The following is a 22,390-nucleotide window of genomic DNA, read 5'->3' as shown; positions in this document are numbered from 1 at the left end:
TCCTTATTCATACTAGCTCCTGACCGAGCCGTTTTTTCCAATAATCAAAGTGAAGATAGGACATGATCTCCATCAGAGAAAGATAGACAAACTGATAGATCTGATTTAAGCTGATTATCAACTGATATTGTTTGAAAAATGACTGGAAGAAAGACCAGATATGACTGTCTTGAATCAGTCCCTTCTTAACATCAGACAGGATATTAGCTAAAGCTCCCAAGGACTGAAACGGTAAATCCTTGACATTTATATAGATCCGGTCCACCACATCATTCAGACTGGTATCTTGGATGGCATGAAATTCTCCAAAGAGAACTCCTGCCGCTCCAAGAGTAGAAACAAATTCCACCAAATAATTTCTGAGGAAATTTTCTCAACCTTTTCCCATAATGTGTTTAGTGCCATCCATAACGATCCCAACCAGAAAAAGGAAAGAAAACAAGCAAAGAAATTTTGCCGTAAATCCCAAAAAGCTTCAAGACTTGGTGTTGTTGGTTTTTCTAACTCTAAAATCAAGATGGTCATAATAATTGCTAGAACAGCATCTGTCAATACAATTAATCTGTCTTTCTTCATCGGATTGCATCCCCTTTCTTTTTGTAACATTCTATCTTATCGCATAATATTGGATATTCTTTCATAATCCGACTACAAACAAAAATAAACCAAAAAGTCTGTCCCTATTATGCTATATTTAACTCTAGAAGTATTCATCCATCTAATTAATAAATATATCATATTTCACAATAAATGAATACTATCAAAGATTCATCCCCTTTCACTTCATCATTTAGTGTTGCTTAGATTTATCAAAAACAACCAAATTTGTATTAATTTCAAGTATCACCTAGTTACAAAAATTTGGGGTGAACAGAAAAAGCATCCCGTATTTTTGATACGAAATGCTTTCAATAAGTTTAAATAAGTTTTAACGTTTACTAAATTGTGATGCTTTACGAGCTTTTTTCAAGCCTGGTTTGGAAAGCATAGGTTTCAGTTAGACTAAAAATAGCGTAATATCAATATTTTATAGTTTTCAACTGTCTTTGTATTTCAAAAAAATTGTATAAGCTTTATTGAATGAGGGAATTTCAGTACGATCATAAGCCTCCTCTTAATTAGTAGTAACTGAATTTAATTCTCTGCAAAATACTTTTCAGAAGACTTCTATAAACTACAAATCAATTACATCAAATGTATCTTTGAACTTTATTTCATGAACATATTAAAGAACTATTCATCTACAACCCTAACCGTTCCGAATCCCAGTTTCCGTACTCATTATAGCCAAAACCATCAGGATCCATTGCATCAATACCACATTGTTCTAAAAACCTGGAACAGTCATGACAATAATAAGACTCGTAGCTTTCATCGCTACCTTCCCAATCAATTTCATGCTTTGTAAACAACTCACCACACTCACTACATTCGTATAATTTTGACATAATATTAACTCCTATTTTTAATAAACAAGTATATGAAGCTTCTACATTTATCAGACTCAGCCTGATCCATAGTAAATACTGTTACTTCGGCTATTTTTATTAACGAAATTAAAGAATCAGCTTACTTTTCTCTTAAACAGTTTACAACGGAAAATGCATTGACTATCCCAATTTTATGTTTTTTATTAAGCAATTTTACACATTCAGAGAAACTCAAGTTGTTCTCTTTTATAAATTCAATTTCTTCCCCGCCATTCTTAATCATATAGTCTGCAAATTTTGAGGCAATAATATATCTTCTAACAACGAAATAAATTATTCCAAAAATCAACACAATATTAAGCATTACTTGTAAATCCATTCTGACTTTCCTCCTATAATAGAACGGCAGGGTATACACTACCTTAAAAAACTTCTGGTCATGCTTCTGACACAGAATTTAGAACAAACATATGACTCACTTTATTTTTAATAAGCTAATCATAACTTTATTCCTCACTTTCTTAAGAATACCGATATTATAGTCCATTATTTTTCTTTTGTCAATTATTTTTTATTAAAATTATATTTTTGACTAAAACAATACTTTTTTATGGAGAAAATTTTTGTTATAATGTAAATACAGAATTGTAGGTGTCGTAAAATGAAAAAAGAAAAATATCCCTCAAATGAGAAAACAAGACAAATACTGCAAGACAATTTAAAGTCTATCAGAGAAATCTTAAATTGGACAAGTGAGGATTTAGGCAATCTTATTGGTGTCACTAAACAAACTATTAGTAATCTAGAAACAAAAAATAGCAAACTAACCAAACTACATTACATTGCAATACGAACAGTAGTTGATTTTGAAATTGAAAAACTAAAGTCAACCGACTCTGATAGAGCTACGCGTGCTGAAATGTTATTAGAAGTATTGTCTAAAGCTGAAGCTAAAAATCTAGATTTTGATGAAATCTCTCAGGCTTCTAAATTAATTGTATCCTCTAAGTCTCGCTATTGCAGGTACTATAATTGGTGCATTGATCCCTTTTGTTGTCAATGGATTTAATAAAAAAATTAAATAATAGAAACTTTATATTCTAAATATCATCAAATCAGAAAAGCTACTCTTGAGAAACTATAGCAGTTAACAAAGAGTAGCTTTTTATTGTGTTTTCCGAAATAGAACGGAAGTGTTGAAGTATGTATTCTTAAAAATAAGAAAAATCTAATTAAATTATTCAACCACTATAAAGTTAATGCACTATTTATCAAGAATGATGAGATGATCTATTTCTTATCTAATTATTCTTGTTTATAAAATTCAACTTTAATGTCAAGGCCATCGTCTATACTTCCTCTAATATACTCTGCCCGATAAGGGACATTATTAGTATTGAAAATAACCAAATCATTCTTAGGAACATCAGCAATATATTTATACTTCTTTTTAGGATCAACCACTTCAGCAAAATATAGATTATTCTCCAATAGACCATCTAAATCATACCTTTCAGCTTCTTGTTCAAAAACTTGTTTCATTAGCTTCGGTTGGCTATTTTTTGTTTCTTGAATATAGAATGGTATATTTATCGAGAATCTAGGAACTGCATGATAGAAATCGTTAAATGAAAAATCTAAATAACCAAATTTGGTGATGTCAAAATCTTTTAAACTTCCAATTAAAAAGCAAAGTAGGTATAAAGTGTTATTTCTAATACGCCTCACTTCTTCGATATCTTCTAGGTTATGTTTATGAAAATACCCATTGCGAACTGATTTTCTATAATCGTTCAAGAGATCCGTCAATATCGTTTTTCCGTCCTTGCTTATTTCGCAACAATCTTCATTTTCATCTATGTAATTAATTAGAGGACCTAAACTAGTATCCATATATTCAAGATTATGCCATTTAACCAAAATTTGTTGCTTGTTCCTATCATTTGGATATTTAGGATTTGGTCTCCTTTCTTTTCCTTTAGCCATATATTTAGTTACTTTAATCCATTTTTCACTTCCATCAATGTCCATATGGTATTCTAAAAGCCGGTAAAGAAATTGTTCAATTGTTTTTAAATACCCAGCTACAACAGAAGTATAATCAAAGTTACTATTATCAACTATTGCTTTATACAAATATTCAGAAGTTAGGTAGGATTTAGCAAAATCTGTTTTTCCTAATAATACTTGAACTTTACCTTTCTCTATATTCGAGCAAATGATATCTAAATCACTTTTTTCTAGATTGTTACATTTATTTTGGAGGTCATAACTTAATTCGTGAAAATCCATCACTCTCAAATTTTCTCTTAATTCGAGTCTAGCTTTAGCTAGATTAGACATATTCAACCTAGGAATGACCTCAAAAGCGATTAATTCTTGCATCTCATCTATTACTGTTGTTAAAGTAGTAAAAAAGTATTGATATAAATTTTCATTAATGAACTCATCTAAAAACATTTTTATAGAATAGTCACAAATATTTACTGCCTCACAATACCTATTTAATCCAAATTCCTTATCATCTGAAAAATGTAGATTAATTACTTTATCTACTTGAAAATCTTTTATCGATTTTTTTATCAATTCCTTTTCATCTTCAGTAGCATATAAAAATTTTGTATATCGAACCCCAATTCTAGTATCATTCCCTTTAAAAATAAATTGAAAAGGAGAAAGATTGTATTGCTCTATATCATAACCATACTCTTTCAGCAACTCCTCTAAAATAGGATTTATTAAATAGTTTCGGATATTTGATTGAAGATCTTCTACATATATCTGATAAATATAAAAATTATCAGAGGCAATATTAAATAGAGGAAAGTCCGATCTATATCTAGATTTATCTTTTACATTTCTTTTGTAATTCCCGTAAATAAATTTACTCCCAAATATTTCTTTAAAATTTTCAGCATGCCCTTTTATAATATCTTGGTATCTATCTAAAACCATTTTTACTCAATTCTTATCTATAAATTTTAAATAAAAAGCATACAGTAAAACTGTATGCTAGCCTTCCAGCCTTTGATTATTGCACTCAATTTTCTTGAGTACAATATCTTTTACAGCTAAGATGGCAACTGTTGCTAGCTCAATAAGAGCAAGGGTTGTTTTGTTATCCATTTTCATGGTATCTCCTCCTTCTGGGCAACTTTAGGTTGCCAAAAATAGAAGTCGCAACATAGTAGTATTGTAAGCGTTTTTCTTAGAGTTGTCAACTGTTATTGATTCCTTTAAATACAAAATTCATCTTTATAATACGTCAGGCAGAATTATCACCCGTATTTTAATTTTCGAAAAATAGATATTTCTTAGAAAGAAAACTAAAAAATTGATATAATTAGCTATATTATAAACAAATCAAAGGAATTTCTTCTATGACTACATCAATAAATGTTGACAAAAGAAGCGTCAAACAACTATTAGAGACTGGAAAGAATAAAAGATTTATTATCCCTGAATACCAACGACCATATGCTTGGTCAGACGAACAAATCCAAGTTTTATTCGATGATCTAACTGAATACACACTCAATACAACAGAAGATGAAAATAATACTTACTTTCTTGGCACAATAGTTTCATATGAAAATGATAATAAAGAGCAGGAAATAATCGATGGGCAACAGCGTATTACAAGCCTGTTTTTACTGTTGAGAGCTATTTATACTAAATTAGAAAGTGGCGGTCCTGAGACTAATTTCTTGAAAAGTCAAATCGAACCAACAATTTGGAAACAGAATCCAACTACAGGGGTAGTTAACTTTAATGAAATCCTTATTAGTTCCCGAGTTATGGGAGAGGAAGGAAATCAAGAATTTGCTAATATACTAGTCTCTGGAAAAGCAGATGAAAAATCAAATAGTAACTATGCTAAAAATTATAGATTGCTCCAGCAACTTGTTAATGAATATGCTGCAGATAATCCATTGTCCTTTTATAACTTCATCAGTAATATATTAAATCAAGCTATTCTTCTTCCTATTACAGCCGATAGTCAAGAAACAGCACTAACTATTTTTTCAACTCTAAACGATAGAGGACTAGCATTATCAGATGCCGATATTTTTAAAGCAAAAATTTATAATCACTTGAATTCAGATGAAAAAAAGGAATTTATAGAACTCTGGCAAGAACTAGATGAACAAGCTACAAATGCTGGGGAAAGTATTCAAAAGTTGTTTTACTACTATATGTTTTACTTGAGAGCAAATGAAAACGATCGCAAGACAACCACTCCTGGTATTAGAAAATATTATGCAAAAAATAATTTCGAAAAACTGTACTCACAAGATTTAATGCAAAATTTAAATGCTATTTTAAATTTGTGGATTGTGATAAATAATAGAGTCTCACTAGAAAATGAAAAATGGTCCGAAAATATTGAAATAAAACAAACTTTGGATACTTTGACCTCTTATCCTAATGAGTTTTGGAAATATCCTGTTGTCATCTATTACTTACACTATCATTACAAAGATACATTTGAAGATGACTTTCTTATTTTTTAAAAAGATTATTAGCAGTCCTATCGGCAAAATACATCATAACACCTACAATTAATGCCGTTAAAACTGGAATCTTGAATTTAAATGCAGAAATAATTAACTCAGCACAACCCAAATTCAATTTTGGCCAAATCGATGAGAAAGAATTGTCAGATAAAATTAAAACTGCGCATCGTAATACAGTTAGGATGATTTTAAAGATCATAGCTTATCAACATCAATCGGAATTATTACCAGAAAAATGGGAAATTGAGCATATCCTTCCCCAAAAATGGCAATCAAGTTATTTCCCAACAAATTCAGATTCTGAAGTCAAAGAATTAGTTGAACATATTGGTAATAAAATTCCCATTGAAAAGAAGGTCAATATTATCGCAAGTAACGGATACTTTGCTAAGAAAAAGAAAGCTACAAGAAGTCCAAAGTTGGCATCTTACTTGAGTTAAGTCAAAGTAATAACAATTGGGGACTTGATGAAATTAGAGAACGTGATATTCGTATTTCTGATAAATTCGTTAGAATACTGAACGAATGGGGCCTAAACCAATCTGAATCTGATACAGAAGAATTGTTAACATTTATCCCAGAAGAACGATATTCGGACTATCTTGATTTTATAAAGCTTTTCAAAATGGAAGATTCAAATGAATCAAGAGAAAAATTTTTGAGCATATAGCAATTTAACAAAGCACTTTAGCTGATAACACATATTCTGTTACTATCAACTAAAGTGCTTTTTTCATGTATTTAGAGGCAATTATGGATACGTTTATCTATTTGTATAGTCACCAACATTTAATAAGTTTCCGAAAAAGACTTATTTTCCCGAAAGTTTATTATTTGCTGTTATAATAGACATTTCTTCATTTTTCCGTTATAACAGACACTGACATACTCTTGTAATATTATTTTGGTATAATTAAAATTATAGAAGGAGGCACAGATTATGAGAAAATTAATAGGTATACTACTACTTTCATTATCAATAATTACGTTAATTGCTTGCTCTAAAAACAACTACCAATCTTTTGATGGTGAGTATTATTGGATCTCAAGTGAAAGAAACGAGTTAGCGTTTACTATTAAAGGAAATAATGCTTCCATTGAGCATGGAGAAGCCGATAGCTTTACCATTAACAAACAAAAAAATACGGTCGAATTAACTGGACAAAATATTGCAAGTCGGACAGAAGAATATTCATTTAAAGATGGGGTCTTTTCTGTTGATATTAGTGGAGTTAAGCATGACTACTATCTTAAAGGTAGCGAAGCGTATAAAAAGGCTCTAAAACAATATGGATATAAATAACATCATTCACACCTATTTTACCGAATAGGTGTTTTTTTGTGCTGAATAGATTACTTCAAAAAACTTTTAAACTTATTCTTAACCGAATAGTCTATATTTCATGCAAATTAGTTTAATCAAAGAGATTGGATTGTATTTTATTATACAATGGATTCATGAATAATATAAAAGAAACAAACATCAGAAAAGCTATTTGGCATATTAGACGTCACCTGAACGAACTATTGAATTCACAAGATGAAAAATATAGAAAACATGAAATGTTCCATCTAAGATCTAGTGTTGAATGTTTAGAACGTGTAATGAACAATGAAAAAACCTATCCACCTATGGATAGGGAAGAAGTATTTTGAGCATAATTTTTTAAAAACGTTCTTTTCTAGTATTTGTGAAATCCAAAACGCAGGACTTCCAATCCTGCGTTTTTATTATTCTAATTTGAACAGATGAACTAGTACCAATTCATCAAATGGAATAAATTCTATTTGTTGATACATTCCTGTCAAATTATTAACTCCCTCCGCTTTAGCTAATCCGACTGGTATATAATCCTCCATATCGATAAAACAAAGTATTTTAGATAAAACAAACTGTTTAATATTTAAATCCGTTAGAAGTAAAAAATCAGCTTTCACTTTCAACAATAGTTCATCTACTGATTTAGACCATTTTTCAAAATAATCCACGATTGAAATTTCTCCCTCATTTAGGCTCTTGAGGTATATTTTATTTTGCCTATTACTAGTCTCATTTTTTCTTAATTCTGAAACTGAAATAAGGGGTTTGATAGCTGTTGTTTTTTCTTGCAATACATCATAGCTTCTTGATAAATTACTAAAGGGTAAGGAGAAATGTTGACCGTAATCCCTCAATAATTTTAACATTTTTATTTCATCTAATTTTTCAAAATTTAAAACTTCTTTCTTCAAATCAAAGCGATTTTCTTGCTTACAATACGATTTAATATTGTCAATAAATATCCTTCCAAACATAATATTTTGCATAAATAAAAACTTGCAATCTCGATATATATCATTTAATTTAGTGTCATAATCATCAATATTCTCAATGTATTCTTTTATGAATTCTTCTGACCTCTTATAATTTCGATAACAATCAAAAACATTAGTATATTTATTTAAAAAGATATTGTATTTCTTAAAATTTTGAAATTCATTCTCATTAATTTTCAATAAAAAATTTCTATCATAATTTGAAACAAAATAACTATACAACTTAACCCTCAATTATTTTCAGTCTCTTGGTCCCATAAATCGGTCACCATTTAAATGTATCATATGCTCCGGAGACTCAGCTAACCAAACCTCTGTTTCCCAAGCAATACTATTCGCAAACTTTTTATAAGTTTTAAAATCTTGAAATGCTGTTATGTAAATATTTCCAGCATCACAATCTTTAGTTATTTCCTCTATTTCAATTATCCTCTTTGGAGTAATTTCACCAACAGATGTTACAGCTTCTATAAAGTACAACCAGTTCTTATCTTTATCATAAAGTACAACGTCTGGTAATTTATCATGAGCGAATACCTCCATTTTTAATTCTTTGAATCTATCTTGATTTAATACTAAAAATTTATTAGTGGTATCTCCTACATAAATAACCTCTGTATTTTGAGCAAATCTAGGTGCAAATTCCTCTATAATCGCTTTTTGTAATTCATTGTGTTTACCTGTTGAAAATTCGAACCCCTCTGAATTTATTGTAATAGGAATTTTAGTCAAATTTCTTTTAGATTCATATTTATTTTTCAAAGTCTCGTGAGAATTTGAAAATTCATTTAATTTAAACTCCCACTCAACACTATCAAATTTTTGGATTAATTCTTTAAATTCCGAGGTTATTCTATATCTAAAATTTGGAGAATTAGTGGCTTTATCATTGTTCTCTATAATACCCGCTTGCATAAAATGCTGTATAGCTTGTTTTCTAAAAGTCTCTCTACTATTTTCAGCATAATTTTTACGATAATTAGTATTTACAAATTGAATAATATCATGAATCCGAATCCAATTATTTGTACTTCTATCCCAAGTAGCTTGTTCGTCTATATCAGCCATAGCAAGCAAAGTTAAAGCCGGTAGCTCCGCACATTGTTTGTCAGGCATCCCAATAAGTTCTAAAATCTTTTGAGCGCTTTTAATACTAGGCATAATCTAAAACCTCTTTTTCTAGCAATTCATCGCTATTTTGTGAAGAAAAATCTTCACTATCCATCAATTTTCTTCCTAATTTCTTTAACAGTTTTTTATTCGGAATCGGCATATCATTAATTTCTGTTGCATTAACCTGCGTAGAACCATTTAAAATTCTATAATAATTGTCATAATAACTAGAATTAAAAATAACAAATAAACCAAATACAACATCCCTATCTAAATGTGTTTTATCAATATTCTCAATAAAATTCAATTTATTATCTGTAGAAATATAATTTGTATGAATATCATCCTTTAAGTATATCGCCGGTTGTAATCGCTTGGATTCTTCTTTTGAAGTAAACCGTTTTAACATTAAATAGTCCTTATTCTCCTGCATCATACCCTTTGTTGGTAAAAGATATTGAAATGTTTCCTTTAAGTTTGGAAATTTTACACGTCCATTAACTATATTTGAGGAATAAATCAGTGGTATTGTTTCCTCGGTAGATTCTTCACTTAGTCTTTCTCTATTTTTAAAATCTACTGTTAATCCTGTTTTCAATTTCATTCCCAGCGTTGGTAGTGTATCTTGGAAGCTATCCAGTTTTTTTAGAAGATGAATTTCTTCTTTACTTGTTGGAATAAAGATATATTTATTTGCCCCTCTGATAATAATTTCATGATTCACGTATAATTTTTGGATATTTTGAAAACTATTATTTTCAGAAGTTGAAATTTTTATATCAATTTGCTTATTTTTAGGCATTTTAACAAATTTCACAATAACTGTTTCTTGCAAAACTTTCTCAATGGAAAAAGCTTCGTCTCTGCTATTAAATATATGAATATCAGTTAGAATTACATTATTAAAAATAAATTCTCTAAATTTTTTAAAATAAGCACCTGAAGTCCAAGAACGTGGAACAATAAACACCATCTCACCTAGGCTATTTTTAAGACAATGAGCACTTAGAGCCATAAAAAGGAAATAAAGATTGGGTGCGCCTGAAATAATCGATTCCATGCCCAAAGTTTCTGGGGAATGTCTTGGAATTTTCAAATACGGCGGATTGCTTATTATATAATCAAACTGTCCATATCTGGTAATTGTATTCATTGAAAATTCTAAAGATTGTTCTGTAATAAAATTCTCATCCAATATTTCAACATTCAACTCTATATCTTTACAGTAATCCTGAAAAACTCTGATATTTTGTTCTAAAATAGGCAAAACATCTTTATTATTTTCCACTAAAATTAGTTCTATATACTCAACATCATTCTTCTTCGCTTCAAGGAAAGCCCGATAAAATTCCTGTTCCAGCTCCGGGGTCTAATACCCTTATTCTATTTTTAGAAAATGAAAACATGCTAGCCATAAATTGAGCTGTTTGACTATCTGTAAAAAATTGTCCAATCTTTTTCTCTCTTTTTTGGTTTTTGTACCCAAAAATAGCTGTGTATTATCAATAATTTTTTGTATTAAAGTCATAGTATTTCTTTCTTATTTGTACTCTTTATTATATCACATCGTCACAAAATGATACTGTCAATAATTATGTGTAAACACTCAAGTAGAGTTATGACATCATTTATTTAATTGGCATAAAGTTTCCAACGACAATCCCCACAATTCGCGGATCTTCATCATATGAAAGAAAAATATCTCTATACTTTGGATTGATAGAAACTAACTTTAAACCGTGTTCTTCACGATAAACTCGTTTAATGTAGGTTTGGCTATTACAGACTACAGCGTAAATCTCTCCATCATAATCAAATCCTGTCTCACGAATGAGAGCCACAGAGCCATTTTTATATTTGGGCTCCATCGAGTCTCCAGATACCCATGAAGCAAAGTCATGAGCTAGTTCTTCATCAAAATAAACAGTATCATAGTTCTGATCGTTATAAACCGATGAACCGATACCTGCAGACATTTTTTCGTAAACATGGTATTCATATAGTTTTTCTGATATTGAAATAACATTCTTACATTGTTCTTTTTGAACTAGGTTTCTAACATAACTAAGTGCTTGATCCTTCCCTTCATCTGATAGAGTATTATATAGCCGGACGATTTCAAACTCTGTAAAATAACCTATTGGGACATCTAGAATCTGCTCTAACTGCTTTACTTTTTCTTTAGATGGTTGTTTTACTCCACGCTCCCATGCGGAATAAGCTTGATAACTAATACCTAATCGATCCGCAATATCCTTTTGTGTTAATTTCAATTCTTTCCTACGAGTTTTTAGTTTTTCTGGTTGATACATCACTTACCTCACATGACTAATAATTCTAAATTCGCCTTTCTCCTTGCTTCTGTTTCAGATAACTTTTCACTATCCCACACGTAGGCTAAAGATTTTCCCTTATTGTAAACAAGCCACACCTTGAATTTCTTTACCGCTCTAATTTCGTCCCACCTAGTCTGGTCAAGTAATTCTGGTAGTTCTTGACTCGTCACAAAATTGGTTCGTTTCAATCTCTTTTTTAGCCGTTCTATAAGCGAGGGTTGATATTGATTGAATTCTTCAATCAATATTTCTTTCAGTTGATGAAAGTAATGGTGAAGGGAAGCGTTTTGACCGTCTAAGTATTCATCTACTGCCTGCTTGATGGCTGATTCAGTATCCACTTGGTAAACTCTCAACAAATCAATCAATCGAAAATAAAGCGCTTGCTTTGAAACCTCTAAATCTTCTTTGACTTTTTGAAATGAATCACAAGAGTAGTAAATCTTGGATAGTAGAACAATATCAGGCATGAGAACGATAGCTGAAAATATATTAGCTTCTCGCTCTAGAATAGATTCCTGATTATCCACTGACTCTGTAAAATAAGAACCATCGTGTTTCAAGATAAAGTGTCCTAATTCATGACACAAGGTAAAGTGACGCTTGCTTACAGGATTATCTTGTTCGTAGGAGAAACTCGTTCCTAGTTCATCAATAACCGTCAACCCTTCAATTTTATGATTTGAAAAGTGGTGAGAGATGACTTTAATCTGATTCATATCAATACAATGGTCAAAATAGTAGCGAAAGTGATAGTTCAGGGTTGAAATTTCTTCTTCTTTTATATACGGATAAAGGACTTGCTTTGTGATTTCGCTTACTCTTGAATACAATTCATCCAAAGAATGATACCTCCTTAAGTATAGTCTGAAAAAAACTAAACCATTTAGGTTGAGTTTATTATATAAAAAAAGTGGACGATTGTCCACGAAATATTATGAGGCTGTTGGGATTCGAACCCAAAGCGGCTACTCATACATTATTTTGTTATCTCTAGAAAGTCAGTCAGCTACCTCAGCGCCGCATGAAACTACCATTGACAATATTGTTTCTTTCATAGTTTTTTCTCCTTTAATTTAATCCATGATAAAGCTAAACTCATCATCGAAATAAAAATTGAGATTAACATAGAAAGACCAAAAGAGTGACAAAATACTGCAAGCTACTATCAATCATTATCTGACTGACACTAGCTCACCTAGCTTGCTTATTAGTATATTTTTCTATGAATCTGTCAACAAACAATATACAACTTAAGAAGAGATCAAGAACCTGTTTTGTAATTTCACTTACTCTTGGATACAATTTATCCAACGAACAGTAGCTTCTTTAAGTCACAATGTATAAAACTAAAGCAAATAAATTGAATTTATAATACAAAAAGGTGGATAATTGCCCACACAAAGATCAATTATTTTTTTGTATCATCATACCATGTAATAATTTCCTGTATCGTTTTAAACATACCTGTATTATTAATTACAACAAATAGTAGATTTTGTTTTACTCTCGTAATTCCCTCAAATAAATTATTTATTTGTAGATATGGATAATATTCATTGGTCACCGCTATTAATTTTGCATCTTCATTATAGTAGACTCGCTCATCTATCGGAATCAAAACATTATCATATTCCCTACCAATTACAGTGAACCCATTTTCAGAATCTGATAAAATCTGTTTTCTTTTCTTAACTCTGCTAACAACAGTAGTATACTCTGCAATCTCAATACAGCAATAATTCTCTACTTCTTCACAATTTTTAATAAATTTACGAGCCTCCTCTAATTCCGTAAAGTATACTACGTTTACTTTCGGGAATTCCATTGGTTCAAGACGTCTTGCTTTCAAATCAAATAGTTTTTTTATGAAAGTTGAAAGTGCCTTATCGCTTCGTACTCGGTCTGTTAGTGTATGGTTTTCAACATTTGGATCGGCTTCTAATAAGGCTTGAATATCCTCACTCTTTTCAGTATCTTTTAATACTTGCTCTTTATCAACAGAGAAAATGATAGTTGCAGTAGAATCAATAAAAACATCATATTGATCTTTAGTTAATCTCTGTGCTTCATCAATTAAAATAACATCAAACTCATTATAATCATCAATACTCCATTCTTTTACCTCAGATATTGATTTAAACAAGAAGCCATATTTAGCGGATAATTCAGAAGAGTTTCTAATACTAGCTACAAAAATATAAAGTATGGATTGGTTTTTATTAAATTCTTTTGCTAAATCAAATAGAACTAAAGACTTTCCAGTTCCAGCTCCACCTGAAATACTGAACTTTCCTCTATTATTTCTTAATATTAAATTTCTAATTTCTTTCTGACTGTGATTTAAAAAATATCTTGACTTTATGAATTTATCAGGCTCAGAGTAGGGAGATATCAGAATAGTAGATGCATCTATAAGCTTCAAACTATTTTCTTCAATATACTCCTCTTCTATATTCTTTGCTACTTCTCTAAAATCTACCTTGACAAGTTTTCCTTGATCTATTTTAAACAGTTCATTTGTATTTAATACAAATGAATATGCAAATACATTTTTCCCTAAAGTATTTAACAAATACGTATGTCTATCTAATTGATCATAAATTCCATTTAAACCATCCTGAGGATATTGAGATTTTAGCTCAACATTAAGTATCGAATCCTTTGAAAATCGCAAAATATCAAACTGTTCTCTAAAGCCATCTTCAACTGTTTGATCCAATAAATAAGCAAACAGTTGTTTTGAACTTAGAAGCGGTTTTAATTGCATAAAAAATGAGTTACAACATTTAAGTTCTTCCTCAGAAATACTGGATAATCTATTAACCTTTAAATACGATTTCAACAACTCCTCATTTTCAAAAACTGAAATAAATGAGTCAATATTTATCCACCCTGACTTCATAATCCTCTAATCTCCTACAAATCACCACATATAAAATATGTCAGATGCCAACTTCCTTTATACATATTATTTGTTACACAAGCCAAAATACTAATACAAATTTTTTATCATTTTTTAAGTGCAATTAATTTACTATTCTAAACACTTATTAAACAATTATTTCAATTTCTAAAAGCTTTCTTGCGTTCTTCCATAAACTCAATCAACTCTTTTTTGAAAGTTTTCTTTTCTTCATCAGTCAATCCCTTTGAGTTCATACGGAATAGCAATTCAATATTGTCTAAATCATTTGATTTTTCTTCTGAGTTCCCTACTAAATAATCAACTGTGACATTCAATACCTGTGCAATTTTAACTAGATTTTCTTGTGTTGGTTTTTTTACTCCACGTTCCCATGAAGCATATGCTTGTTGGGAAATATCTAGTTTTTCAGCTATTTGAGCCTGTGTTAGTTTTACTTGTTTTCTTAGTGTTTTCAAGCGTTCTGCGAATTCCATATGTGACCTCAAAAAAAATTTTAAATTTCTGCAGAAAACCGTTGACATTTACAACTATTGGTTGTATAATATAATCAACAACTAATAGTTGTATAGCAATTGAAAATAATAACCTTATCTTCAAGGCTAAATCACGATCATTGACAATTAAATAAAAAGTGCGTCTGACAACCAGAGGACTGATCATCAGAACAACACATAAACTTCGTACCTTTATTGTAAATGTTTTGATAAGAAAAGTCAAGTCCGTATTATGGTTGAAGTGAAGATAGAAAACAAGACTCCATTCTTGTGGGCTTCCACGCATTTCGGACTTTCGCACTTTTCCGAATAGTAAAGTGAACTGGCTTCGCCAAAGGGCGTAAGAGAATCCCTTGGGTATGATGATGACTACCTAAAGAGATTGGCTGGGAAAGCGATGGTAATTGATGCAAAGCACCTTGCTAAACGTTGCCACCGTGAAGGAGGGATCCTTCAACCAAATAACTTTTCTTTACTGCTGTCTATCTAATAAGGTAGACCTACTCTCAAGCTACTAAGTTCTTTCCTTTTTTCACTTAGTAGCTTTTTTACTTTTACAATAAAGGAGAACTCTATGACAAACTTTTTTCGCACTACAATGTAAGCGACTCTATGAAAACTATTTATTTACCTATGCTATGTTTGATAGCTCAGAAAGTCTACTAGCTAAACTATATAGTCAAGCTCTGGTAGATATAGATCATCTAGTCTCTAAGGCAAAAGAAACAGGATTTGCTTATGGAGATATCGATCTTTATAGTCGCATGTATAAACGCAAAATTTTTAATCACTATTACTCAAGAGTTAAGAAACTAGCTTAACTCTTTTTCTTTTACTCAAAATTTGAAAGGAGAATCCTATGATTCCAGAAACACTAAAAATGAAACCAGAATTTATTGGTCAAGCTTATTATGAAAAATTGGGGAAAGCTCCTCAGTCTGTATTTGGTAAAAAAGGAAAATACCAACGTCACATTCTAAACAGTGCAGAGCACGGCGCCTTTCATGTCATCACACCAGCCTCTACAACGGTCTTTCCAGAAGATGCTCTAGTAGAAGCGGTTAACCCAATCTTTTTCTCAGACACTATTTTAAATGGTAAGAATGTTGCACCTTACCGCAATGTTTTTGCGGAAAAATTGGTACTTAAAAAATAAGAAATAAAAGGAGAAAATCACATGGCTAAAATTGGATTAAACTACGGAGAAAAACTACAAATTGCTGACAAGACGTATCGTGTCATCACAGAGGGACTGGATGTCCCGGCAATCCTTGGAAAACTGACTTTCCGAGGCATTGAAGGTCCTGAAGTCATCTTTGAAGTAGATCAATCGCAACGAAATCCTGACGGATCATTTGTCCAAGTCAATACAGGCGAGATCCGTGGCATCGTTGTAGGGATTCATTCTTCTGTCCAGCACGAAACACTCTTTTTCACTATCGCAGACATGTCAGAGTCTGAAATTGAAGACCTGGGAATTAAATACCGAGAAGAAGTAGAATTAGAAGATATTGTTGTCGCCCATATTCACGTGAATAATCGGGATATCTTTAAACTCTTCGCCTCAAAAATCAAAAAGAAAGCGGGAGCTACTCCAGCTAAGGAAACTAAGGAAGTGAAACAAACAGAAAATAAGAAAGATAATTAGGAGGTGATCACTCATGAAACTCTTTACCTATCGAGGAAAAAGAGTTCAAATCTTTCATCGAAACATTAAGGGAATCACATGGTTTATCTGGTGGTTTCCTTTTTTGTTAGCTACTAGTTATTATACTTACCTTCATCTAGAGGAATTGAAAGTTCATCCCTTACCTCAAGGATATTTCATTGGATCCGGAATTCTATTGTCAGTTCTTCTTTCTTTGGGGGTCAATTACCTCTGTTATGAGAAGATCCTCTTCTTTCAAAAGCTCAATAGTCTTCGTATCCTCTCTCGTTTCTTATTAGAGAATAACTTATATCTGGTCAAGAAAGTCAAACGAGAGAAAGGAATTGTTGAGAAAATCGCTCTTCCAAAAGTTTACCTCAAACAAAGTCACTATGAGCTTCAAGTCAGTTTCATCTTAGAAGGAAATAAATTTCAAGATCGATTTTTAAATCTTGGTTCTACTCTTGAAGTCATGTTTAACGGAGATTTTCGTGACAAGAGTTTTGATAAACGATTTGTAAAATACAAAATCGCCATCAATCGGATTGAGAGTCGCATTTCAATTGATCAAGTTGAAGTGAGAGGGTCAAAGATCCGCCTTATGAAAGATGTCTACTGGGACTATGTCAAAGACTCCCACTTACTTGTTGGTGGGGGAACTGGTGGAGGAAAAACTGTCACTCTCATGTCCATTATCTATGCCTTATTAAAAGTCGGCTATATCGATATTTGCGATCCTAAAAACTCAGACTTGGCTTCTTTAAAGAAGCTTCCAGTCTTCCACGGTCGAGTCTATTCTAGTAAAGAGGATATCATCAATTGTTTTAGAGAAAATGTAGAGTTTATGAAAAAGCGCTACGAAGTCTTAACATCTTTTCCAGACTATAGACCAGGGACCTATTACACCCATTACAACTTAAAACCTAAATTTCTTCTAGTAGATGAATGGGTCGCTCTCATGGCCAAGATTGATCGAAACTATAGCCAACAGTCGGAACTCATGGAATATCTAACTCAAATCGTTCTAGAGGGCCGTCAAGCTGGAGTCTATGTAATCTTTGCCATGCAACGGCCTGATGGGGAATATATCAAGACTTCTCTTCGGGACAACTTCATGATGCGTCTTTCCGTCGGTCATTTAGAATCAACAGGCTATGACATGATGTTTGGGGATGCCAATAAAACCAAAGAGTTTAAAAAACTGGACGAAATTAATGGAGTGAAAGTAGTCGGTCGTGGTTATATTGCTTCAAGCGGGAATCTAGCTGGTGAGTTTTATTCGCCTTATATTCCACTTGACCAGGGCTTTTCCTTCTATGATGAATACGCTAAAATCCCAATCATGGAATTTGAAGGAGAAGAGTTCTCAGTATTTGAAGAATATAAACCACCGATTGAAACAATGCAAACGATCGAGGAAGAGGAGACTTTGGGAAACGAACTAGATAGGCGAACACTAAAGGAATTTGCGGATGAGCACGATCTAAAGATGCAAACTCTTCGAAAAATCATCCCTTATATGGAAGAGCACGGGATCTCATTTGAACGGAGTGATTCCGCTATTCTCATTGAACCTTTCCAAGAAAAGTTACTTCTTGAAACAATCACTCGCTTTGAGGAAGATGGACGCAAGTCTTATCCAAAAGCTATTGAAGCGATTGTCAGTCATCATGGGCTAGGACAAGGGCAAGGGCAAGCCTGACCGCAGGTCAGGCGAAGACCGAAGCCCGCCGTTCCTGGCTCGTGATGACAAGAAACCCCGTTTTCTAATAGGGGTTACATTTGGCAAAAACGCCAAGTCCACCCCTCCTCATTCCTTATGGGAGTTGGGTTTTCAATTTTTATGAAGTGTGTCACTTTCGTCAAAAAAGTGTGTCACTTCGTTAGAAAGAGGTGTTGCGATGAATGGACAAAATTAGTCCTTTTCATATTAAGAATTTCAGAAAACAAACAGGACTTAGTCAAAAAGCATTTGCACAAGCTGTTGATCTACCTACAAGAACCTACCGCTCTTATGAAACAGGTGAAAGAGGACTGACGATTGATAAGTTTAGAGAACTTAAAGAAAAACTTGGTTACTATCAAGATTGCGATAAAAACAGTCTTCGGGCTCAAATTGACTATCTACGATTGACCTTTCCTAGATTAAAGGATTTAGATGCTTTCTGTGAAAATTTTCTTCACTGTCACCTAAGCGAATTTACAGACCAAGAAACTCGCCTTATGAACTATACCCACTTATGGCAACGAGGAAACATCTGGATTTTTGATTTCTTTGATAAGTCTGTGACCAATGACTACCAAACTTGTCTTCAACTATCCGGTCAAGGATGCCGTGAGTTGGAATTACTTCTAGAAGACAAGGGAATCACTTGGCAGATCTTTCTTCAAAATATCCTTTATTCCTATGAAGATGTTCGGGTGAAGCGACTCGATATCGCTCTAGATGAACTCTATAAGGGCTACGGTCACGAGGACGAACAAATTCAAATTCCCAAATTGATTGATAAACTCTATTCCAAAGAGATTGTCCTAGACACGATCAAGAAATGGAATATCACGGGTGGTGGATCGTTCACAGATAATGAAGACATGGAAGCGAATCACGGCTTATCCATTTACTTTGGAAGTCGTCAAAGTCAACTCTACTTCAACTTTTATGAAAAGCGCTATGAAATAGCTCGAATGGAAAACATCTCCTTGGACGAATCCTTGGAGATTTTTGGTATCTGGAATCGCTATGAATTGCGATTTTCAGATCAGAAAGCTCAAGGCATTGTGGAGGAATACATCAATGGTGTAGATCTCGGAGAAATCGCAAGAGGCATCATCAATAAAGAAATCCAAGTCTATGATGGTCTCACTCGATTTGGAGCCTATAAACCCGATGAAAAATGGCAACGGCTCTTTGGGGGTGTCGAACCCTTAAAGCTCTCAACTAACCCACAACCATACAGTATTGAGCGAACGATTCGCTGGCTGACCTATCAAGTTGCGAACTCCCTTGCCCTAGTCACTGAAGCAGACAAGATCCTCCAAACAGAATACATGAAAATGATTCAGAATAGCGGAGAGATCACTGATCGTGGAAAAGCCATGTTACGACTTCTCAAAGCTAATAAACACTATGAACACTAGAAAGGAAAAACTATATGGAATACAAAGTTCAAATCAATTCACTAGAAAACTTTAAAGCTTGGTCTGGTGGACTGACCACCTTGAACACTGTCCGTGAACGTGGTGGAGTGGATACTCTAACCGTCATTTGTGAGGATATCTTCTCTGGTGATACACCAACTGAAGGGCAAATCAATGACTGGCTCTGGTTTGATTCAGATTTTATCTACCAAGCTCTAGGCTACGATGATCTGCTTGAGGCTTCTTGAGATGCTGAAGAAGATTTATCAAGCAGACTTTCTGCTTCTTCCAGAACAAGAATTCTGGCATATGTACGTTCTCTTACGAAAAGGAAAGGACTTCTACTACGAATGTGCTGGTAGATGTACAGAAGAGCTTCCAGACAATAGAGGTTTCTACAACTATGAACATGCTTGTTTCACACTAGATGGTCAAGTGTTGAGCGTAAATAAAAAAATGCGCCCCTCACTCATTACTTATATCCAAAAGACCATCAAAGACAATCAAGAAAAATTTAGAAAGGAAATTGAAATGGCTACTAAAACTATTTTTGAGAAAAAGTCTCTCAAGTCACGAATGAACTGGGAGAATTACTTAAAAAGAAAGATCATAGAGAGGCTTGGACCAAGGCTGGAGAATTAAATAGTCTCCTTAAAAAAGAAGAAGCCAAGGATCTAAAACCTGACTTGATCGAACAACTCCAAACTGAGCTACGAGGCTACTATTACATTAATGGCGAGATCGAAAAAGCCAATAAGCGCCTTTATGCAAAAGGCTCAAAGCTCATTGAACTTGCTAGTCTCTAAAGGAGGATCTATGGATAAAGCCAAACGCTACTTGCTTCAAGCAAAAGAATATCTCTCACACTTTAAAAAGGTGGAGAAAAAAGGAGGCCCACCAAAACTAAAGGTCACCAATAAAAAGACCGTTAATATTGCAGTCATAGGAGGAATTTCTTTCCTCCTTTTTGTTGGCCTCTTGGGATCTGTCCGTGCTATCACACTCTCAAATAAGGTAGGAGCACTACAAGCTCAAGTTGAGGCAACAAAAAAACAAAAAGCACAGCCAATGGAGTCTAGTAGAAAATACGACTACAAACTCCAATATTACCTGAATGATTATGTCTATGCTTACTTCACCCTTCCGCAAGAAGGGGATAAACAACAAGCTCAAGTGGAATACTTAAATAGCTTTTACAACTTCATTCCTGATGTGAAAGCCCAAGGTCAAGTTCGAAATCCTAGTGAACTCCTCTATTCTCAGTTAGTGACTGTAGAAGGGAAGGTTGCGACCTATAAGATCAAATACAAGGAAACTATCCGTCGGGACAATAACACGGAAGAAAGAGAAATTGTGACAGGTTTCAATATTCCATTTGATGAAAAAGATGGGAAATACTATATCTCCGGCCTTCCTTGGTTTTCTGCTATTGAATCCTCACAAGCTGGACACTTTAGCGAAGACGATCAGCTTCAATTAACCGCTAACGATCACTTTTCAGATAGTCAGCGTAAGAAAGTTGAAAAGTTTCTCAAGGTCTTCTTTACCAACTATACTACCAATCAAGACAACCTTAATTTGATTGCTAAGGATGTGGATATTATAGCTAATACCACCTTCAAAACAATTGATTATACCTATCTAAAAAAAGATGGTCAGAATCTAATCGCTTATGTTCAAGCAACCTTTGAGGTCGGAGGGACCACTCATTCAGAAAACTTCACCTTTACCCTCTCAGAAAAAGAAAAGACCTACTATGTCACAAAACTAGAACACACCATTCCACTGAATTATGCAAATGATAAAGAATAGGAGAACTTTATGAATACAGACAATCTACGAACCTTCCTCCAGGGCGATGGAATTTGGATCCTGACAGCTATTGCCGTGCTCTTAGCGATCAAGGCTTGGCGGAACAGCTCCTGGCTTCAACTTTTCTCTGTCGTTGGTTTCTATGCCGTTATTGTTTCCATTGCCAAAGGACAAGATATCCTCAAAGCAGTCGGCTGGTTCCTACGACTCTTCGGTATTGAATCAGGACTTTAAGCATGAATGAAGAAAGACTTTATGATTACAGTAAGGGCCTAAATGCTCCTTATTGGATCCAAGAAATCAAGACAAAAAAGGGCACTCGACTATGGTACTTTGCGACACCGATGCAGTTGTCCTTTTTCATTGTCTTTATCATCGTCTTTGTGGCCATGTTACTCTTTGGAGGGTTTATCTTTGTGCCACTCGCAAAAATTACTCACTCAATTTCTCTCTTGCTCTATTGGTATCTCCCTTACAAATTGGCCAAGTTCTATACTGAATACGAGCCTCACGGTAAAAAGATGCACGTCTTTATCGGAGATTACCTGATTTACTTCTGGGATTTTAAGCTAAACAAAAAAGCTATCTATCATGAAGATCGGATAGAGCCTGTAGAAGAAATTGTCTTTGAAAAAACAAATCTATAGAAAAGGAGGA

23 protein-coding genes and 2 pseudogenes are annotated in these 22,390 nt (G+C 33.1%); 13 read left to right on the top strand and 12 right to left on the bottom strand.

From position 1 onward, the window contains the following. Nucleotides 1-7: 7 nt before the first annotated feature. The 4 genes from AB4X21_RS02230 to AB4X21_RS02215 all read right to left on the bottom strand — a co-directional run bounded on the left by AB4X21_RS02230 (nucleotide 8) and on the right by AB4X21_RS02215 (nucleotide 1,809). A complete protein-coding gene (locus AB4X21_RS02230) occupies nucleotides 8-349 on the bottom strand; it encodes a hypothetical protein (RefSeq protein ID WP_000397556.1) in 342 nt (113 codons plus the stop codon). Further along, entirely contained in the window at nucleotides 274-606 is a 333-nt protein-coding gene (locus AB4X21_RS02225; protein WP_369088123.1) for a TMEM175 family protein, read from the bottom strand. The genes AB4X21_RS02230 and AB4X21_RS02225 overlap by 76 nt, the downstream gene beginning before the upstream one ends. Nucleotides 607-1,241: 635 nt before the next feature. Continuing rightward, nucleotides 1,242-1,448 carry a hypothetical protein gene (locus tag AB4X21_RS02220; protein WP_369088119.1) on the bottom strand — a complete coding sequence of 69 codons (207 nt, stop codon included), beginning with the start codon at nucleotides 1,446-1,448 and terminating at the stop codon, nucleotides 1,242-1,244. 121 nt (nucleotides 1,449-1,569) lie between these two features. Continuing rightward, on the bottom strand, nucleotides 1,570-1,809 hold the full coding sequence (locus tag AB4X21_RS02215; RefSeq protein ID WP_369088118.1) for a hypothetical protein: 240 nt from the start codon (nucleotides 1,807-1,809) through the stop codon (nucleotides 1,570-1,572). A gap of 282 nt (nucleotides 1,810-2,091) precedes the next feature. On the opposite strand from AB4X21_RS02215, the pseudogene AB4X21_RS02210 reads away from it, so the two are divergent. Then, a pseudogene (locus AB4X21_RS02210) lies at nucleotides 2,092-2,515 on the top strand (helix-turn-helix transcriptional regulator). Between the two features lie 220 nt (nucleotides 2,516-2,735). Here the strand turns inward: AB4X21_RS02210 and AB4X21_RS02205 are convergent. Beyond that, entirely contained in the window at nucleotides 2,736-4,385 is a 1,650-nt protein-coding gene (locus AB4X21_RS02205) for a hypothetical protein (RefSeq protein WP_369088117.1), read from the bottom strand. A 425-nt stretch (nucleotides 4,386-4,810) separates the two neighbouring features. On the opposite strand from AB4X21_RS02205, the gene AB4X21_RS02200 reads away from it, so the two are divergent. From AB4X21_RS02200 to AB4X21_RS02190, 3 genes are all read left to right on the top strand, one after another. Beyond that, nucleotides 4,811-5,944, top strand: coding sequence for a DUF262 domain-containing protein (locus AB4X21_RS02200; protein WP_369088122.1), 1,134 nt, complete (start codon nucleotides 4,811-4,813; stop codon nucleotides 5,942-5,944). 71 nt (nucleotides 5,945-6,015) lie between these two features. After that, nucleotides 6,016-6,387, top strand: coding sequence for a DUF1524 domain-containing protein (locus AB4X21_RS02195; protein ID WP_369088113.1), 372 nt, complete (start codon nucleotides 6,016-6,018; stop codon nucleotides 6,385-6,387). A gap of 500 nt (nucleotides 6,388-6,887) precedes the next feature. Further along, on the top strand, nucleotides 6,888-7,250 hold the full coding sequence (locus AB4X21_RS02190; RefSeq protein WP_061597420.1) for a hypothetical protein: 363 nt from the start codon (nucleotides 6,888-6,890) through the stop codon (nucleotides 7,248-7,250). A 428-nt stretch (nucleotides 7,251-7,678) separates the two neighbouring features. On the opposite strand, the gene AB4X21_RS02185 is transcribed toward AB4X21_RS02190, so the two are convergent. The 7 genes from AB4X21_RS02185 to AB4X21_RS02155 all read right to left on the bottom strand — a co-directional run bounded on the left by AB4X21_RS02185 (nucleotide 7,679) and on the right by AB4X21_RS02155 (nucleotide 15,114). After that, nucleotides 7,679-8,443, bottom strand: coding sequence for a hypothetical protein (locus AB4X21_RS02185; protein WP_369088112.1), 765 nt, complete (start codon nucleotides 8,441-8,443; stop codon nucleotides 7,679-7,681). Between the two features lie 60 nt (nucleotides 8,444-8,503). Beyond that, nucleotides 8,504-9,424, bottom strand: coding sequence for a BsuBI/PstI family type II restriction endonuclease (locus AB4X21_RS02180; protein ID WP_369088111.1), 921 nt, complete (start codon nucleotides 9,422-9,424; stop codon nucleotides 8,504-8,506). Beyond that, the gene (locus AB4X21_RS02175) at nucleotides 9,417-10,664 is read right to left on the bottom strand and encodes an Eco57I restriction-modification methylase domain-containing protein (RefSeq protein WP_369088121.1); all 1,248 of its coding nucleotides are present in this window, start codon (nucleotides 10,662-10,664) and stop codon (nucleotides 9,417-9,419) included. The genes AB4X21_RS02180 and AB4X21_RS02175 overlap by 8 nt, the downstream gene beginning before the upstream one ends. 340 nt (nucleotides 10,665-11,004) lie before the next feature. Beyond that, entirely contained in the window at nucleotides 11,005-11,688 is a 684-nt protein-coding gene (locus tag AB4X21_RS02170) for a helix-turn-helix domain-containing protein (protein ID WP_369088110.1), read from the bottom strand. An 8-nt stretch (nucleotides 11,689-11,696) separates the two neighbouring features. Further along, the gene (locus tag AB4X21_RS02165; RefSeq protein ID WP_369088109.1) at nucleotides 11,697-12,554 is read right to left on the bottom strand and encodes an ImmA/IrrE family metallo-endopeptidase; all 858 of its coding nucleotides are present in this window, start codon (nucleotides 12,552-12,554) and stop codon (nucleotides 11,697-11,699) included. 569 nt (nucleotides 12,555-13,123) lie between these two features. Next, nucleotides 13,124-14,617 carry a DNA/RNA helicase domain-containing protein gene (locus tag AB4X21_RS02160; protein ID WP_369088108.1) on the bottom strand — a complete coding sequence of 498 codons (1,494 nt, stop codon included), beginning with the start codon at nucleotides 14,615-14,617 and terminating at the stop codon, nucleotides 13,124-13,126. Nucleotides 14,618-14,778: 161 nt separating this feature from the next. Next, nucleotides 14,779-15,114: a helix-turn-helix domain-containing protein gene (locus AB4X21_RS02155; RefSeq protein ID WP_369088107.1), complete on the bottom strand. Its 336-nt coding sequence runs from the start codon at nucleotides 15,112-15,114 to the stop codon at nucleotides 14,779-14,781. A gap of 880 nt (nucleotides 15,115-15,994) precedes the next feature. On the opposite strand from AB4X21_RS02155, the gene AB4X21_RS02150 reads away from it, so the two are divergent. The 9 genes and pseudogenes from AB4X21_RS02150 (at nucleotide 15,995) to AB4X21_RS02110 (ending at nucleotide 22,380) form a co-directional block, all read left to right on the top strand. Then, nucleotides 15,995-16,291 (top strand): hypothetical protein, encoded by a 297-nt coding sequence (locus tag AB4X21_RS02150; RefSeq protein ID WP_048789262.1) that lies wholly within the window; start codon nucleotides 15,995-15,997, stop codon nucleotides 16,289-16,291. Between the two features lie 21 nt (nucleotides 16,292-16,312). Beyond that, nucleotides 16,313-16,783, top strand: a complete 471-nt coding sequence (locus AB4X21_RS02145; protein ID WP_369088106.1) for a conjugal transfer protein — start codon at nucleotides 16,313-16,315, stop codon at nucleotides 16,781-16,783. A gap of 13 nt (nucleotides 16,784-16,796) precedes the next feature. After that, entirely contained in the window at nucleotides 16,797-18,485 is a 1,689-nt protein-coding gene (locus AB4X21_RS02140) for an FtsK/SpoIIIE domain-containing protein (RefSeq protein ID WP_369088105.1), read from the top strand. Nucleotides 18,486-18,688: 203 nt separating this feature from the next. Further along, nucleotides 18,689-19,921, top strand: coding sequence for a replication initiation factor domain-containing protein (locus AB4X21_RS02135; RefSeq protein ID WP_049503708.1), 1,233 nt, complete (start codon nucleotides 18,689-18,691; stop codon nucleotides 19,919-19,921). A gap of 14 nt (nucleotides 19,922-19,935) precedes the next feature. Then, nucleotides 19,936-20,169, top strand: coding sequence for a hypothetical protein (locus AB4X21_RS02130; protein WP_000456042.1), 234 nt, complete (start codon nucleotides 19,936-19,938; stop codon nucleotides 20,167-20,169). Between the two features lies 1 nt (nucleotide 20,170). Further along, a pseudogene (locus AB4X21_RS02125) lies at nucleotides 20,171-20,727 on the top strand (conjugal transfer protein). Nucleotides 20,728-20,737: 10 nt separating this feature from the next. Then, on the top strand, nucleotides 20,738-21,733 hold the full coding sequence (locus AB4X21_RS02120; protein ID WP_369088103.1) for a conjugal transfer protein: 996 nt from the start codon (nucleotides 20,738-20,740) through the stop codon (nucleotides 21,731-21,733). A gap of 9 nt (nucleotides 21,734-21,742) precedes the next feature. Then, nucleotides 21,743-21,967: a TcpD family membrane protein gene (locus AB4X21_RS02115; protein ID WP_003005585.1), complete on the top strand. Its 225-nt coding sequence runs from the start codon at nucleotides 21,743-21,745 to the stop codon at nucleotides 21,965-21,967. Nucleotides 21,968-21,969: 2 nt separating this feature from the next. Beyond that, nucleotides 21,970-22,380: a conjugal transfer protein gene (locus AB4X21_RS02110; protein ID WP_006149323.1), complete on the top strand. Its 411-nt coding sequence runs from the start codon at nucleotides 21,970-21,972 to the stop codon at nucleotides 22,378-22,380. Nucleotides 22,381-22,390 lie beyond the last annotated feature (10 nt).

The organism is Streptococcus sp. CP1998, assembly GCF_041026655.1.
Lineage (GTDB): Bacteria > Bacillota > Bacilli > Lactobacillales > Streptococcaceae > Streptococcus > Streptococcus dentalis.
Note: the sequence above shows the minus strand (reverse complement) of the source record. Positions and strands in the feature narration are given on the sequence as shown.